Here is a 16,118-nt window from a genome sequence, read left to right as displayed (position 1 = left end):
ATTCAATCCGAGCCCACTGGTCATCGGTCAGGAGAGCAGTACGCGACATTCCTCCACCCTCCCAAACGAATCACGATTCGATTAGGAGACACGCCCTAGTCGCGGGTGATCTTCCAGATGCCGTCGGCCAGCTCCTTGTCGGGGTGCTGCACCGACACGAACAGCTCCTTCGGGTTCTTGCCGAAGTAGATGCCGGTGGTCTCGGCGTGCTCATCCTTCAGCGAGGCGAAGAGTTCGACGCTGTCGGCCGAGCCGTCCTTGTCCAGGTCCTTGCCGGCCCGGTAGACGTCGCTGAAATCGTTGTCCTCGACGATCCAGAGCGCACCGTCGGGGCCGGCGGCCAGGTTGTCGGGGCTGTTGAGCCCGGTCACGCCGGCTGCCTTGTTCTCGACCGGGACGTTGACGCCGGCCTGCACGAAGCTGCTCACGGTGAGCTTCTTCAGGTCGATCGCAACCACGCGGTCCTCGGACGTGTTCGCCACGTAGAGGGTCTGGCCGATGACCTGCACGTCCTCCGGGCGACCGAACTCGGTTGCGTTCGCGGCGTTCGACGCGGCATCCCCGTCGGTGCGGACCAGGTTCTGGTCGAGCGCGACCCACTCGAACGCGCCCACCTTGTCGGCAAACGTCGCAGAGTTCCACTTCTGGGCCGCATCCGTCAAGCCGGTGAGCTTGAGGGCGTACAGGCGGCCCTGCGAGAGGTCACCGCGGGTCGTGGGCACGAACTTGTAGATCGACCCGCCGTTGAGTTCGTCGATGACGAAAACCGAGCCGTCGGACGCGACACCGATGCCCTCGTGACGCAGGGCTCCGAGTTCGCCGCGCTCTTCGATTCGATCGACCTTGGTCGGGTCCTCCTTGTCGAGGAACACCTCGAAGACCCTGCCTCCCTCGGTCTCCTCGGTGACGAGAAGGCTGCCCCAGGGGGTCCAGACGATGCCGTCGAGACGGTTCCAGTCCGCGCGCTGGGCGATGACCTTCGATTTGCCGGTCGTGAGGTCGGTCACCCCGACCGCGCCGTTCGCGCTCACCTCGTAGGTGTTGAACAGGTAGCGGCCGGCCTCGGGTCCGGTCTCGTTCTGGGTGTTCATGTCGTGCAGGTCGTCGACGCCCGGGTAGACATCCAGCCCGGTCTCGTCGCTGACGAGGCTCTGGCTGTAGCCCTCCGGAACGACGTACGGCTCGGTCCAGTCGGAGCTCGCCTGGCCGTAGGCGGATCCGGCGATGGGGGTGAAATCGATTGGGCCGCTCGCGGCGAACGCTGCGGGGGCAGTGAAGCCGATGATGGCAACGGTCGCGAGGGCACTGACGGCAATCTTCTTGCGCAAGGCGCTACTCCTTTGAGAGGGGATGGATGCAACGCCCTCGAAGCTATTCGCGCAATCTGTCGTGCCGGGGTCGGTGGGCAGCCATCACGTGGCGCGGGAGTGAACACGAGGTGACCTGCGGCGAGCCTTGTACACCTCGAACCACGCCACCCCCGCGAAACCGGCGACGAGGGCGACCGCCCAGTCCCCGAGCCCGATCGGGCCGAGGTTGAAGGCGTCCCTGAGCGCCGGAACGAGCAACACCAGCGCCAGGAGCGCGCCGGCTCCCAGCAGAATCCACTTCACCGCCCGGTTGCGGCGCTCCCTGACGGTTCGCCAGATGGACAGGGTCCACGACCGGTTCACCAGGATGAGCGCCAGGTTGCCGATCACGAGGGTGGCGAAGGTCACCGAGCGCACGACGTCGTCGGGGCGGTCCCCGAGCACGGCCCACAGGTAGACGGCCAGCACCGCCAGGAGGGAGGTCACGCCCTGCACGGTGGCAATCGTGAGTACGCGCCGGCCGAACATGGGCTCGCCGAGGCCGCGCGGTTTCTGCTCCATCACCGCCGGGTCCGCCTGCTCCGCCTCGAACACCACCGAACAGGCCGGGTCGATGATCAGCTCGAGGAAGGCGATCAGCACCGGCAGGAGCACCAGTGGCCAGCCCTCGCCGGCGAAAACCGGAATCAGCGCCATGCCGATGATCGGAACATGCACGGCGATGATGTACGACATCGCCTTGCGCAGATTGTCGAAGATGCCGCGGCCCTGACGGATGCCTCCGGCGATCGAGGCGAAGTCGTCGTCGGTGATCACCAGCGCCGCTGACTCGCGGGCGACATCCGTGCCCCGGGCGCCCATCGCGATGCCGATGTCGGCTGCGCGCAAAGCCGGCGCGTCGTTCACCCCGTCACCGGTCATCCCGACGACCTCTCCGTTGGCCTTGAGCGCACGGATCAGCTGCAGCTTCTGCTCGGGGACCATCCGGGCGAACACGCTGACTGTGCGGATGCGACGGGCCAGCTCGGCCTCGTCCAGCTGCCGCAGCTCCGGCCCGGTGATGCAGCCCTGCGCGTGGTCCAGGCCGATCTCCCGCGCGATCGCCAGCGCCGTGCCCGGGTAGTCCCCCGTGATCATCACGGTGCGCACACCCGCAGCGGCGAGCTCCGCGACGGCCTCCGGCACGCCGGGTCGAACCGGGTCGTGCAGTCCGGCGAGGCCCAGGTATTCGAACTCGAAGTCGTGCTGCTGCACGGGGAGTTCGCTCGGGCCGCTGAAGCGGGCCCGGGCCACTGCGAGTACCCGCTGGCCGTTGGCCGCCGCAGCTTCGACCTGGTCGAGGAGCGCGGCCAGCCGCTCATCATCGAAGTGGCACAGGTCTGCGATGGCCTCGGGAGCGCCCTTCGCCGCGACCACGTACTCAGTGGGCCCGGCGTTGGTTTGCCCGGCATCGGTGCCGCCGGGCGCCCGCCACACGTGGGAGAGCGCCAGGAGGTTCTCGGTCAGCGGGTATTCCCGCACCAGGTCCCAGCCCGCGTGGGTGTGCGGGGTGTCGACGAGCACGGTTTCGGCCAGGTCCTGGAAGGCCCGATCCATCGGGTCGAAGGGGTCGATCGGCGAGGCGAGCTGGGCGAACTCCACGAGGGTGTGGAAGCGCTCGGGAAGGATCGGCCCGTCAAGCCGGTAAGCCGCCCCGTCCACGATCAGCTCGCGCACGGTCATGGTGTTCATGGTGAGCGTGCCGGTCTTGTCGACGCAGATGACCGTCGCCGAACCGAGGGTCTCGATCACGGCCGATCGGCGGGTGAGCACATGCTTCTTCGACATGCGCCAGGCGCCGACGGCCAGGAAGATCGTGAGCACGACCGGGAACTCCTCGGGAAGCATCGCCATGGCCGTCGCGATGCCGGCCAGCAGCCCTTCGAGCCAGTCGCCCCGGGTAAGACCGTAGATCACGGCGACGGCTGTCGCGGCGAGGAGCCCGATGACCGCGATGACCCGCACAAGCCGGTCGATCTCCCGCTGCAGCGGCGTGGGCTCCGTTTTGATCGTGCGCAGGGCCGTGCCGATGCGGCCCAACTCGGTGTTCGCCCCCGTTCCCAACACCTGCGCGACTGCACGCCCTTTCAGCACGAGCGTGCCCGAGAACACCCACGGGGTGGCGTCTCCGCCCGGCGCTCCCATCGCCGCGGCCGACGGGTCGGCGCCGAGGGCCGTCTTCCGCACCGGGACGGATTCGCCGGTGAGGGCGGATTCATTGACGGAGACGTTGACGCAGTCGAAAAGCACCGCATCGGCGGGAACCCGGTCGCCTTCAGAGAGCAGAACGAGGTCGCCGCGCACGACGTCGCGCCCGGCAATGCGCGTCTGCTCGCCGTCGCGGATGACCAGTGCACGCGGCGAGGAGAGGTCTCGCAGCGCCGCGAGAGCGTTCTCGGTCTTGCGCTCCTGATAGATGGAGATCGAGATCACGACGATGACGAACGACATCAGGATGACGCCGTCGAGCGGCTCGGCGAGGAGGAAGTTGATCGTGCCTGCGCCGAGCAGCAACAGCAGCATCGGCTGCCGGATCACCGCCCAGGCCTGCTGCACCAGGTTGCGCGGCCTGGCCGTGGGCAACTCGTTCGGGCCGTCGGCGGCCAGGCGCCGCTCGGCCTCAGTCGCGGTGAGCCCGAGCAGGGCGAGTGGCTGTGCCGGTCCGGTCATCGCCGCCACCCCTTCTTCGGCGCAGCGAACGAGTTGCCTGCCGTGCGCCCATCGTAGCCAGCCACGCGCACCGAGCTCAGGAATCCTGAGCTTCCTGTTCTCCACATCAGGCACTTGACCGGGTTATTCACTGGTTGAGCAACAGGCCTCATAATGTCGGTGGTTGCCCGTAATGTGACTGTCATGACAGCTTCGTTGATCGCCCAGCAGGAGGCCCGCGGTGTGCGTTTCGACGCCATCGCGGCCGCCGACCGGCAGATCGCGCAGGCGTTCGCGCGTCGCGCCGAACTGGTCGACGAGGCCCGCCGTTACGGCGCGGCCACCGCCGGGGACGCGCCCCGCGTTCCCGGGTCGCGCTGGGACGCCGCCACAGTGGCGGAACGCGAATTCGTCAGCGAACTGGCATGCACCCTCCGGGTGCCGCAGCGCACGGCCCAGACGCTGATTGCCGAAAGCCGCGCCCTCACCGAAGACCTGCCGGCCACCCGCGAAGCACTACAGAACGGAGAGATCACTTACCGTCACGCGCAGGTCCTGATCGGGCAGGCCTGGACGGTCCCCGACGAGGCCAAGGCGGCCTTCGAGGCGTCGCTGCTGCGCTCCGCGGGGCGGCTCACCGCGGCCAAGCTCAAGTACAACGCCCGGAAGCTGCGGGAGCGGCTGCACCCCGAGACGATCACCGCCCGGCACGAGCGATCCGTCGCGGACCGCGCGACGTACTTCCAGGCCGAAGCGGACGGGATGGCCTCACTCGTACTCTACGACAGCGTCGACCGGGTACAGTCCGCGTACGACCGGGTCACCACCGCGGCACTGAGCTTGCAGGGGCCCGACGAACCCCGCACGCTCACCCAGCTGCGAACGGATGTCCTCACCGACCTCCTGATCGACGGGGTCACCCCCTCCGGCCTCGGCAAGGGGATCCGCGCCACGGTCAACGTGACCGTCCCGGTCCTGACCCTGATGGGCCGCTCAGAGGAGGCTGGCCACCTCGAGGGCTACGGTCCGATCGATCCGGACACGGCACGGCGACTGGCCTCGGGAGCACCGAGCTTCACCCGGTTGCTCGTCCATCCGGAAACGGGGGTGGTGCTCTCGGTCGGCCGCACAAGCTACAAGGTCCCGAAAGATCTCAAACGCTGGCTCCGCATCCGAGACGAAACCTGTAGATTCCCCGGCTGCAACCGGGCCGCCGCCCACTCCGATCTCGACCATTCGCTCGACTGGCAGTTCCAGGGCAGAACGGCCCACGACAACCTCGCCCACCTCTGCCCCGGTTGCCACTCACTTAAGAGCGAGACCGGGTGGCGTCTGGAGCACCTGGGCGACGGACGGCTCGAATGGACCTCACCCACCGGACGCAGCTTCACCAGCGAACCAGGCACGGACCTGGCGACCGACCAGCCGAGGTAGCCTGCCATCTCCTTGCGAACAATGAACTTCGGGTCTAGACCGTGAGTCATAGGACAACGTTGACGACCATTGCCTGACATGTCCCTTGACAAGGTGTCCGGGAAAGGACCTCGTGATGCCGAGTCACCGGCCATCCAGTAGCCAGCTGCCAGGTTCCTGACGTGTTCGCGTCCGTGGATCCTGTGTGCACACGCCGTCCTTTCGATCCCCCTGCAATCGCAACCAGAGGAAGGAAAGATGATGTTGAAACGTAAGACGATCACAGCACGAGGCGTCGGAACCACCTTCGTTGCAGTCCTCGGCATCGTGGCGCTGGCCGCGTGTACAACGCCGAGCACGTCGCCCGGCCCGAGCGACACGGGCGGCGGGGGCGACGTTCCGGAGTTGAACGCGGAGTCGTTCACACCCGACTTCTCGGCCATGGAAGAGCTCAAGGGGCTTGCCTCAGAGGGCAAGGGCCTGATCGGCGTGCTGCTGCCCGACACGACGACCTCGGCGCGGTACGTGACGTTCGACGCCCCCTACCTGAAGCAGGCGTTTGAAGCCGCGGGGCTGGACTCCACCCAGTTCAAGATCGACAATGCGCAGGGCAGCGCGAGCACGATGCAGACGCAGGCCGAAGCCGACATCACGGCCGGGGCATCCGTTCTGCTCGTCGACGCGCTCGACTCCGGCTCGGGCGCAGCCATCGAGGCTGCCGCCACGGCCCGCGGCGTCAAGGTGATCGACTACGACCGCCTCGTCAAGGGCGGCGCAGAGGACCGCATCTATGTCAGCTTCGACAACGTCAAGGTCGGCCAGCTGATCGGTGAGGGCGAGGTGAGCTGCATTGAAGAATGGAAGGTTGAAAAGCCGAACATCCTGATCATGAACGGCGACCCGACCGATAACAACGCGAAGCTGTTCGCCGAGGGTTACAACGGCGTGCTGAAGCCCAAGTTCGACAGCGGCGACTACATCAAGGCCGGCGAGCCCGCCGGCACCTGGACGCCGTCAGTGGCGCAGACCACGTTCGCCCAGCAGTACACCGCCAACCCGAAGATCAACGCGGTCGTCACACCCAATGACGACAACGCCAACGCGGTGATCGCCTACCTGCAGAGCAAGAAGATCCCCGCGAAGACGTTCCCGACCACGGGGCAGGATGCGTCCCTGTCCGGTCTGCAGAACATCCTCAAGGGCTACCAATGCGGCACGGTGTACAAGCCGATCTACCTGGAGGCCCAGGCCGCAGCCGCCGCCGCGATCTACCTGCGGGCGGGCAAGGAAGTGCCTGAGGGTCTGGTGAACGGCACCACAACGGACGACACAGCGGGGACCGACGTGTCCTCGGTGCTTCTGACCCCGGTCTGGGTCACCGCCGAGAACATGGCCGACACCGTTGTCAAGGACGGAGCAGTGAGCGTGTCTGACCTGTGCATCGCACAGGTGAAGGATGCGTGCACGGAGGCCGGTATCAAATAGCACCCACCGGTGAACCCGGCCGCCCCCGGCTCTGACCCGGGAGCGGCCGGGCCACCGGCACGAACTGCTCGCCACACGAACTGCTCACCAGAGGACAATTGTGATTGCTGACCTGCAGTCGCCCTCGGCGGAACCCGACCCACCGGGCTCCGGCCCGCTGCTGCGCCTCGCGAGCATCGACAAGAACTTCGGGCCGGTGCAGGCGCTGGCCGACGTCACCTTTGAGGTGCCGGCCGGGCTGGTGACCGCGATTGCCGGCGACAACGGCGCGGGCAAGTCGGTGCTGATCAAGTGCATCGCCGGCATCTACGCTCCCGATGACGGCGAGCTCCTCTGGGAGGGCAAGACCGTGCGGTTGAGCTCGCCGCACGAGGCCGCCGAACTGGGCATCGAGACGGTGTACCAGGATCTGGCCCTGTGCGACAACCTCGACATCGTGCAGAACATGTTCCTCGGCCGAGAGCGCCGGCGACACTTTCTGCTCGATGAGGAGAGCATGGAGATCGCGGCCCGCGAGACCCTCAGCAGCCTGGCCGTGACGAGCGTCCGGTCGATCAGGCAGCCCGTCGCGTCTCTCTCGGGTGGGCAGCGCCAGTCCGTGGCGATCGCGAAGTCGGTGCTGTGGAACTCGAAGCTCGTCATCATGGACGAGCCGACCGCTGCTCTCGGCGTCGCCCAGACCGAGGTCGTGCTCACCCTGATTCGCCAGCTCGCCGACCGTGGCCTCGCCGTCATCGTCATCTCACACAACATGAACGACGTCTTCCGGGTCGCCGATCGCATCGCCGTGCTCCGCCTCGGTCGGCTGGTTGAGGTCCAGCCCGCTGCGCAACTCGACCGGCAGATCGTGGTCGACCTGATGACCACAGGCGCGTCGGACCGGGTCCGGCCGGCAGCCGCACCGCGCGCGCAACCGGAGCATTCGATACCGGCCCCGTCGAAGACGGCTCCGGCGGCCGTCGGCCTTCCCCGGGAGGAGCCCACGACCGCAGCAGCCACTGCGGCCGGTCACAAGACCGCGCTCGCCCTGAATCCGAATATCGCCACGTCCTTGCCCGAATACGTCCGTGGGGCAATGTCCCGGGTTCGCGGCGGCGAAAGCGGTGTGCTGCCGGTACTCGGGGGCCTGCTGCTCATCTCCATCCTGTTCCAGTCCCTCAATCCGAACTTCCTGACCCCCGGCAACATGGTGAACCTGCTCATCCAGGGCTCCGTGTTCATGCTGCTGGCGATGGGCCAGGTCTTCGTGCTGCTGCTCGGCGAGATCGACCTGTCCATCGGCTATGTCGGCGGGGTGGGCGGCGTCATCATGGCCGAACTGCTTCGAGAGTCGATGGGCTGGCCGTGGTGGGCGGCGATCGCCGCCGGTTTGCTCACCTGCGCCGCGATCGGGGTGCTGCACGGAACGATCATCACCCGGCTCGGGCTGCCGTCGTTCGTCGTGACGCTCGCCGGGCAGCTCGGCTGGCTGGGCGTGATGCTGATGATCCTGGGCAGCGGCGGCGTCGTGACCATCAACGACGACGTCATCAACAACATCGCCAGCGGCAACCTCAGCCCGCTCACCAGCTGGATCGTGATGCTCGTCATCGCCGGTGTGTTCAGCGCATGGACCTGGCTGCGCGACGCCCGCCGGCGGAAGAGCGGACTGGTCGCACCGCCGGCCAGCATCAGCGCCCTGAAGATCGCGGCCGCGCTCGCCGCCGGTGTGGCCATCGTGCTGCTCTGCAACACCAACCGCGGCACGCTGGTCGAAATTCGCGGCGTTCCCTGGGTGCTGCTCGTGGTCCTCGGTGTGCTCGCGGCCTGGACGCTGCTGCTCGGCCGCACCCGGTTCGGCCGCTACGTCTACGCCATCGGCGGCAATGCCGAGGCCGCTCGTCGCGGCGGAGTGAACCTGGCACGCATCCGCACACTCGCCTTCATGCTCGCCTCGTTCACCGCCGGTATAGCCGGCATCGTTTATGCGTCCCGGCTGCGCTCGGTGTCAACCTCGTACGACGGCGGCACGCTGGTGCTCTACGCGGTGGCGGCAGCCGTCATCGGCGGCACCAGCCTCTTCGGCGGTCGAGGCAAGGTGCTGCACGGCGTGCTGGGCGGGCTGGTGATCGCGGCGATCGACAACGGCATGGGCCTGCAGGGCTACAGCGCGCCGGCCAAGTACGTGGTCACCGCCCTGGTGCTCGTCGCCGCGGTGACGATCGACGCGGTCGCCCGCCGCGGCCGAGGCCGAACCTGAACAGGCCCGCGAACACCCGACCCGCTACTGAGCGGGCCGGGCAGTCCGGTTAGTACCAGCCCACCGATTCGGAGTGGTCCCAGGCGGCACAGGGTGTGCCGTAGCGGTCCGCGATGTATCCCAGGCCCCAGGTGATCTGCGTGGCGGCGCTGGTCTGCCAGTCGGAGCCGGCGGTGGCCATCTTGCTGCCCGGCAGCGCCTGCGGGATACCCGTGGCTCCGCTCGAGGAGTTATAGGCATTCACATCCCAGCCGGACTCCCTGTCCCAGAGAGGCACGAGGCAGCCGAACTGGTCGGCACCCCAGCCATATTTGGAGGCCATCAGGTCTCGGGCGATGGCCTGCGCGCCGCTGGGATTGGTCGGAGCGGACGGGCGAGACGTGGAGGCAGCCGGTGCTGCGGGAACGGCTTCGGCCGCTTTCGCCGCGGCCGCCTGTGCTGCGGCCGCTTCTGCGGCGGCTTTCGCGGCCGCTTCGGCAGCGGATTTCTGCGCGGCCGTGCGGTCGACCACGGCTGTCGCGGCCGTCAGCGTCGCGGTTTCGGCTTTGGTGTTGTCGACGAGCTCGAAGATCTGCTCCGGGTAGAGCTTCGGGAAGTAGGCGAGCGAGGCGACGGACGCGGTCAGCGCCGTGGCATCCGACTTGCCCTTCGCCGCGGTCATCGCGCTCTTGGCAATGGTCAGCGTGGCGGTGGCGCTCTTCTCGGCGTGGGCACGCAGCACGCCGTCATAGGAATCCAGCTGCTCGGCGTGGGAGCCGGTGCTTGCCGCGAGGGCCGCCGTGGCGGCGATGCTCTCGCTTTGCGCCGCAAGCGCGGGCTGCAGCACGAGGCCGTTTCCGACGAGTGCTCCGACGGCGATGATGGCGCCGGCCAGCACGGTGCCGCGGCGGGTGCGGCGGAGGCGGGTGCTCCTGCGATTTTTGCGGGTTTTGCGGGTTTCGGTGACGCTGGCGGACTTTCGGGCAGACCAAGGAAATGAGTTTTGCATGACTTTCACAGAGCGAACCGGCTCGTGCTCGGGTGGCCAGGCGGTTCTTGTTAGACGATCCACGGGCGGGGCTCCGCGCGGGCGAAGTTCCAATTATGCAAAGCGTTTCTGCACGTGTCCCCCTGTTTTTCTGTGAATGTCCTCCCAAAACGCGGGCATCGCGGGCAACGGTCACGTTCGACGTCGGTCGCGCGAACCCGCTGCACCCGGCCGGTCTGCGGGAGCGCACGGCGCGGCGATGCCTATGCTGGAAGGGATATGAGGCTCTTCCTGATCCGCCGCGGCCAGACTCCAGCCAACGTTCTCGGCCAGCTGGACACGGCGCACCCGGGCCCCGGCCTGACCGAGCTTGGGGCGCGCCAGGCGGCCGTGATTCCGGATGTCCTTCGCGAGGAACCGATCGACGCCATCTTCGCGTCGACGCTCCAGCGCATGCAGCTCACCGCGAAGCCGCTGGCGACCGACCGGCGCCTCGGGGTTCAGGTGGCCGACGGACTGCACGAGATCGAAGCCGGTGCCCTCGAGGGCCTCAGCGACCGGGCATCCGTTCGCACCTACATGGAAACGGTCTTCGAGTGGGGCGCCGGCAATCTCGACGCCAGGATGCCCGGCGCCCTGGACGGGCACGCTTTCTTCGCTCGGTTCGACGCCGACATCGCCGGCGCGGCATCCGACGCCCGGACCGCGGCCGTCTTCAGCCACGGGAGGCGATCCGCGTCTGGACGGCGGCCCGCGCCCAGAACATGCCGCCGATGTTCGCCGGAACGAACGACCTCGTCATCACGGGAGTGGTGGAGCTGACCGGCTCGCCGCAGGCAGGCTGGACGCTCGTCGCCTGGGCCGGATGCCAGGTGGATCCTATTCTTCGGTGAGCCGGGAAACCCGCAGGGTGACGATCTGGAAGGCGCGGAGCACGAGTCGCACGTCGGCGCCCGCTGCCGCCCTCACCGCAACCGGCGCGACCGTCCGCTCCAGCAGGTCGGTCTCGACGATCCGCGTCGCCGGGAAACCGAGGCTGACGCTGCCCTCGGCCCGGGCTCCGCGCGCTTCGTACAGTCGCACGATGACGTCGCCGGACCTGTCCTCCGCCAGTTTGACCGCCTCGACCACAATCGAGGCGCAATCGCTCACCACGACGGGTGTCACGGACGTTCCGCTCACGTCGCGGAGCGGAAGGTTGATGCGGTAGCCCTGCTCGGCCGCGCCGAGCACGTCGGGCGTCATGCTGATCGACGTGCGCAGCACGTGCACCCCCTGGTCTGCGCCGGGGTCGGGGAACGTCGGCGCGCGCAGCAGGGACTCGCGCACCGTCGTCGTGGTGCCGCCGCCGGTGCTGCTCCGGCTGATGTCGTGGCCGTACGTGGAGTCGTTGGCGACGGCCACTCCGAAGCCGGGCTCCCCCACGAACACCCACCGGTGGGCGCAGGTCTCGAAGCGGGCCGCATCCCACGACGTGTTCTCATGGGTCGGCCGGTAAATGTGGCCGAACTGGATTTCGGAGGCTGCCCGGTCGGCGTGCACATCCAGCGGAAAGGCCAGCTTCAGGAACTTCTGCCGTTCGTGCCAGTCCACCGTGGTGACGATCTCGAGCGCGGTCTGGTCTCCGGCCAGGGTCAGTTCCTGGGACACGGTCGAGGACCCGAAGCGGCGACTGACGCGCACGGTCGCGTGTCCAGCGTGCCGCGACACCAGCTCCACCGAGTCGGCCTCCAGCAGATCGACGCCGTTGCGCTGGTAGTGATCGTCGATGTCCCACGCGTCCCACTGCGTCGGCGTGTCCCGGAAGAGCTGGAGAACGTTGCCGGGCTTTCCCTCCGGCACAGCCTCCCTCCCGGTCCCGAGGTCCACGAGGGACACGAGCAGTCCGCGGGCGTCGATCGCCACCCGGATCGCGTCGTTCTCGAGCACGAACCTGCCGTCCCGGGCGTCGACGCGAACTCCCCCGGATGTCCCGCGCGGGCCGGCCGACAGGGCGGCCACCCCGCACACCGGGAACGGCGACGCGTTGAAGCTGACCGGCATGGCGCCGATGGACCCCGGCGCATCCGGGCCCGCGGCATTCTGGCGGTTCAATGCGGCGAGCGCCCGGGAAATCAGGTCTTCCAGCTCCACCCGCACGCCGGCGTACGCGGCCTCGGCCTCCTGGTGCACCCAGGCGATGGAACTGCCGGGGAGGATGTCGTGGAACTGGTTCACCAGCACGGTGCGCCAGGCAGCCTCGAGCCGATCGTAGGGGTAGACAGCCCCCGTGCGCAGGGTCGCCGTCGTCGCCCACAGCTCGGCCTCCCGCAGCAGGTGCTCGCTCCGCCGGTTGCCGGCCTTCGTGTTGGCCTGCGAGGTGTACGTGCCGCGGTGGAATTCGAGGTAGAGCTCGCCGGACCACACCGGCGGGGCCTGGTAGCTCGCTTGCGCCTCTTCGAAGAACGCCCGCGGCGTGGCCATCCGCACGGTGGGCGAACCCTCCAGTGACTTCGTTCGCTCGGCGGCCGCGAGCATCTCGCGTGTCGGTCCTCCCCCGCCGTCGCCATAGCCGAACGGCACCAGAGACAGGTTCGAGGCGCCCTTCTCGGCGTACTGGCGTTGCGCCCGGGCAAGGTCCTGACCGGAGAGCACCGAGTTGTACGTGTCGACCGGCGGGAAGTGGGTGAAGACGCGGGTGCCGTCGATGCCTTCCCAGTAGAACGTGTGGTGGGGCATCGTGTTGGTTTCGTTCCAGCTGATCTTCTGCGTCAGGAAGTACTTCGACCCGGCGGCGGCAACGATCTGAGGGAATGCTGCCGTGTACCCGAACGAGTCCGGCAGCCACACCTCCAGCGGTTCGATGCCGAACTCGCGCAGGAAGAACGCCTTGCCGGCGATCAGCTGGCGGGCGAGCGCCTCGCCGCCGGGCATGTTCGTGTCCGATTCCACCCACATGCCGCCGACCGGCACGAATCGGCCCTCGATCACCCGCTCGCGGATGCGCTCGAATAGCTGGGGGTAGTGCTCCTTCATCCAGGCGTACTGCTGCGCGGAGGAACACGCGAAAATGAATTCCGGGTTCTCGTCCATGAGCGCAAGCACGTTCGAGAAGGTGCGGGCGCACTTGCGAATGGTCTCCCGCACCGGCCAGAGCCAGGCCGAGTCGATGTGAGCGTGCCCGACGGCGACGATCCGATGGGCGCTCGCGTAGGCGGGCTGGGCGAGCACCGGGGCCAGGATGGCGCGGCCGAGGCCTGCCGTACCGCTCACGTCGTCCGGGTCCATCCGGTCGGTCACCGTCTCGAGCGCCCGGAGGATGTCCGCGGTGCGGGGAAGGTCGGCGCCGAGTTCCTCCATCAGGCCGAACAACGTCCAGATGTCCTGTTGGAGTTGCCAGACCCGGGTGTCGAGCAGGGCAGCATCCATGCGGCGCAGCCGGTAGATCGGCGCTGTCCCCGCCGTGGCCTTGTCGCCAACGGGAGTGGGCCGGAACTTCCAGTTGCTGCCGACATCCGGGTTGGAAGCGGCTTCCACATACACGTCCACGACACCGCCCGGGCCGAGCGGCAGCGGTACGTAGCTGTTGCAGGGCTCGATCGCCTTCAGGATGTTCCCCGCCGGGTCGAAGACCAGCCCGGCCTGGAACCCGGGCTGGCCGGAGAGGAACCCGAGGTCGACGAGCAGCTCCGTGCGGGTGTCGAGGCCGCCCCATCGGGACCATTCCTCGGGAACCGTGCCGGTGACGTGGAACCAGGTCGTGCCCCACGGCTTCCCCCACCTTCGCCCCACCGCGAACGGCGTGAACGCCTGGCGCCGGGCCTCCGCGAAGGGCACCGGCTCATCCGGCACTTCCCAGGCCGACACCACGAGGGGTGCGGACGCGCGGTAGACGGCGGGAGCCACCCGCTCACTGACACAGCGACGGATGCGGGCCCGGATGAGGGTCGAGTTGTCGTGCACGGCGGGCTCCTTGCTGTGGGACTCCGTGTGGCGGGTGTCAGGCCCCAATGAACACGAAGATGAACCCGACCGCAAGACCCTGCCCATTCGACACGGGGCGGCCTCGCAGCGCATGCTGGGAGCATGCAATACACATCCCTCGGCCGCTCCGGCCTGAACGTCTCCCGACTGTGCCTCGGCACCATGAACTTCGGTGGCTGGGCCCCGGAACCCGACGCGCACGCCATCATGGACGCCGCCCACGGTTACGGCATCAACTACTTCGACACGGCCAACGTCTACGGCGACAGCGCCGGCAAGGGCGGCACGGAGACCATCATCGGCAATTGGTTCGCCCAGGGTGGTCAGCGCCGCGAACGCACGGTGCTCGCGACCAAGCTGTACGGAACGATGACCGACTGGCCCAACGACGGCAGGCTGTCCGCGCTCAACATCCGCCGGGCCCTCGACGCCAGCCTGACCAGGCTCCAGACCGACTACATCGACGTCTACCAGTTCCACCACATCGACCGGGAGACGCCGTGGGATGAGATCTGGCAGGCCATGGAAACGGCCGTCGCGCAGGGCAAGATCCTCTACGCCGGAAGCAGTAACTTCGCCGGCTGGCACATTGCCACCGCCCAGGAGGAGGCCCGGCGTCGCAACTTCACCGGGCTGGTCAGTGAGCAGTCGATCTACAACCTGCTGACCCGCGACATCGAGCTGGAGGTCATCCCCGCCGCGGTGAGCAACGGGCTCGGCATCATCCCCTGGTCGCCGTTGAACGGCGGACTGCTCGGCGGTGTGCTCCGCAAGGAAGGCGAGGGCAAGCGCCGCCTGGAAGGCAAGGTGGAAGAGGCTCTCGCGACCCACCGCGACGCGATCGAGACGTACGAGAGCTTCGCCGAGGAACTCGGCCACCCGCCCGGCGACGTCGCACTGGCCTGGCTGCTCCACCAGCCGGCCGTCACCGCACCGATCGTGGGGCCACGCACGACCGATCAGCTGGCCGCTGCCGTGCGATCGCTGGACGTCACCCTCGACGCGGATGCCCTCGGCCGCCTCGACGAGATCTTCCCCGGCCGAAAGACCGCGCCCGAGCACTACGCCTGGTAGCCGTTCACGGTGAGTTGCGGAGAAAGTACCCTCAATTCCGAAACGAAGGTACTTTGTCCGCGACTCAGTGCCCGAGGCGACTCAGCCCCGAGGTGGCTTCGGCCGCACGAGTGCGTGGCTCTCGCGCAGTAGTTGCTCGACCAGCTCGTCCGGGGGCGCGCCCTCGCCCTCGCCGCCCAGCACGATCGTGATCCAGTGCTTCTTGTTGAGGTGGTAGCCGGGCGTGATCTGCCCGGGGAACTCCTCCCGGAGCGCACGGCTGTCCTCCGGGTCGCATTTCAGCGAGACGGTGCGCGGCTCCGCGGCCAGGGCGGTGAGGGCGAAGATCTTGCCGTTACCGCTCGTCTTGAACACGCTCGTTTCCTCGCCGAACGGGAACGTTTCGATCGCCTGCGGCAGGCTCAGGCAGAACTCGACGAGGGCATCCGGGGTCATGGAGTCGAGCCTGGCTGGTCGCGCCGGCTGTCGCGCGGGTCAGGTCGAGAGGGCGGGCGCAGCCGGCCGGCGCCGGGCACGAAGCGGCCGACGCGAGCCCCGTAGTCACGATAGTCCGGATGCTCGGCCACGAGCATCCGCTCCTCCCACCGCGTCTTGGCCGCCAGCAGCAGCACGAGGGCAAGCCAGGCCAGGATGTGCCACACCGACGCGCCGAACAGCGCGAGGCCGAGCCCGCCGGTCATCAGCCCCGTGTAGATCGGATTCCGGATGCGGCCGTACACACCGCTGGTGACCAGCAGGGCGTGCTCCCTGGGGATCGGACTGGCCGTCAACGCCGGCCCCAGGCCCCTCAGCCCCAGGACGGCGAGGATCGCACCGGCCAGGCCGAGCACGATCGCGGCGGCGAGGACGCCGGCGTTGACGCTCCACAGCGACCCGTGGGGCAGGAAGATGAGCGCCGCGAGCAGCAGGAGCTGCACCGACACCAGGCCGATCGCGAGGGCACGTTTCATGGCTCGAGTGTATGTCCCGGGAGATCCGC

11 protein-coding genes are annotated in these 16,118 nt (G+C 68.1%); 5 read left to right on the top strand and 6 right to left on the bottom strand.

Going from position 1 to position 16,118, the window contains the following annotated elements; all coding sequences use genetic code 11:
- Positions 1 to 95 precede the first annotated feature (95 nt).
- Together E3T33_RS02255 and E3T33_RS02250 are read right to left on the bottom strand one after the other, a co-directional pair.
- Entirely contained in the window at positions 96 to 1,328 is a 1,233-nt protein-coding gene (locus E3T33_RS02255) for an alkaline phosphatase PhoX (RefSeq protein WP_092321362.1), read from the bottom strand.
- A gap of 84 nt (positions 1,329 to 1,412) precedes the next feature.
- Complete coding sequence (locus E3T33_RS02250; protein WP_092321361.1) at positions 1,413 to 4,019, bottom strand: cation-translocating P-type ATPase; 2,607 nt, start codon at positions 4,017 to 4,019, stop codon at positions 1,413 to 1,415.
- 183 nt (positions 4,020 to 4,202) lie between these two features.
- Between E3T33_RS02250 and E3T33_RS02245 the strand changes: the two genes are divergently transcribed.
- From E3T33_RS02245 to E3T33_RS15395, 3 genes are all read left to right on the top strand, one after another.
- Positions 4,203 to 5,432 carry an HNH endonuclease signature motif containing protein gene (locus E3T33_RS02245; protein WP_166784369.1) on the top strand — a complete coding sequence of 410 codons (1,230 nt, stop codon included), beginning with the start codon at positions 4,203 to 4,205 and terminating at the stop codon, positions 5,430 to 5,432.
- Positions 5,433 to 5,669: 237 nt separating this feature from the next.
- Complete coding sequence (locus tag E3T33_RS02240; RefSeq protein ID WP_092321359.1) at positions 5,670 to 6,896, top strand: substrate-binding domain-containing protein; 1,227 nt, start codon at positions 5,670 to 5,672, stop codon at positions 6,894 to 6,896.
- Between the two features lie 100 nt (positions 6,897 to 6,996).
- On the top strand, positions 6,997 to 9,135 hold the full coding sequence (locus E3T33_RS15395; protein WP_134574643.1) for an ATP-binding cassette domain-containing protein: 2,139 nt from the start codon (positions 6,997 to 6,999) through the stop codon (positions 9,133 to 9,135).
- A 49-nt stretch (positions 9,136 to 9,184) separates the two neighbouring features.
- Here E3T33_RS15395 and E3T33_RS15480 read toward each other — a convergent pair whose 3' ends face one another.
- Positions 9,185 to 10,123 (bottom strand): lytic transglycosylase domain-containing protein, encoded by a 939-nt coding sequence (locus E3T33_RS15480; protein WP_241982797.1) that lies wholly within the window; start codon positions 10,121 to 10,123, stop codon positions 9,185 to 9,187.
- Positions 10,124 to 10,381: 258 nt separating this feature from the next.
- Here E3T33_RS15480 and E3T33_RS02225 point away from each other — a divergent pair, with 258 nt between their 5' ends.
- Positions 10,382 to 10,924 (top strand): histidine phosphatase family protein, encoded by a 543-nt coding sequence (locus E3T33_RS02225; RefSeq protein WP_198417232.1) that lies wholly within the window; start codon positions 10,382 to 10,384, stop codon positions 10,922 to 10,924.
- Positions 10,925 to 10,981: 57 nt separating this feature from the next.
- On the opposite strand, the gene E3T33_RS02220 is transcribed toward E3T33_RS02225, so the two are convergent.
- Positions 10,982 to 14,044, bottom strand: coding sequence for a glycoside hydrolase family 38 C-terminal domain-containing protein (locus tag E3T33_RS02220; protein WP_241982796.1), 3,063 nt, complete (start codon positions 14,042 to 14,044; stop codon positions 10,982 to 10,984).
- Positions 14,045 to 14,167: 123 nt separating this feature from the next.
- Here E3T33_RS02220 and E3T33_RS02215 point away from each other — a divergent pair, with 123 nt between their 5' ends.
- The gene (locus tag E3T33_RS02215) at positions 14,168 to 15,139 is read left to right on the top strand and encodes an aldo/keto reductase (protein ID WP_134574641.1); all 972 of its coding nucleotides are present in this window, start codon (positions 14,168 to 14,170) and stop codon (positions 15,137 to 15,139) included.
- 81 nt (positions 15,140 to 15,220) lie between these two features.
- On the opposite strand, the gene E3T33_RS02210 is transcribed toward E3T33_RS02215, so the two are convergent.
- Both E3T33_RS02210 and E3T33_RS02205 read right to left on the bottom strand, forming a co-directional pair.
- A complete protein-coding gene (locus E3T33_RS02210; RefSeq protein ID WP_134574640.1) occupies positions 15,221 to 15,574 on the bottom strand; it encodes an MmcQ/YjbR family DNA-binding protein in 354 nt (117 codons plus the stop codon).
- Positions 15,571 to 16,089 (bottom strand): isoprenylcysteine carboxylmethyltransferase family protein, encoded by a 519-nt coding sequence (locus tag E3T33_RS02205; protein WP_134474208.1) that lies wholly within the window; start codon positions 16,087 to 16,089, stop codon positions 15,571 to 15,573. Before E3T33_RS02205 ends, E3T33_RS02210 begins: the two co-directional genes overlap by 4 nt.
- Positions 16,090 to 16,118: the final 29 nt, after the last annotated feature.

It is taken from the genome of Cryobacterium sp. TMT1-2-1 (assembly GCF_004403955.1).
Lineage (GTDB): Bacteria > Actinomycetota > Actinomycetes > Actinomycetales > Microbacteriaceae > Cryobacterium > Cryobacterium psychrotolerans.
Note: the sequence above shows the minus strand (reverse complement) of the source record. Positions and strands in the feature narration are given on the sequence as shown.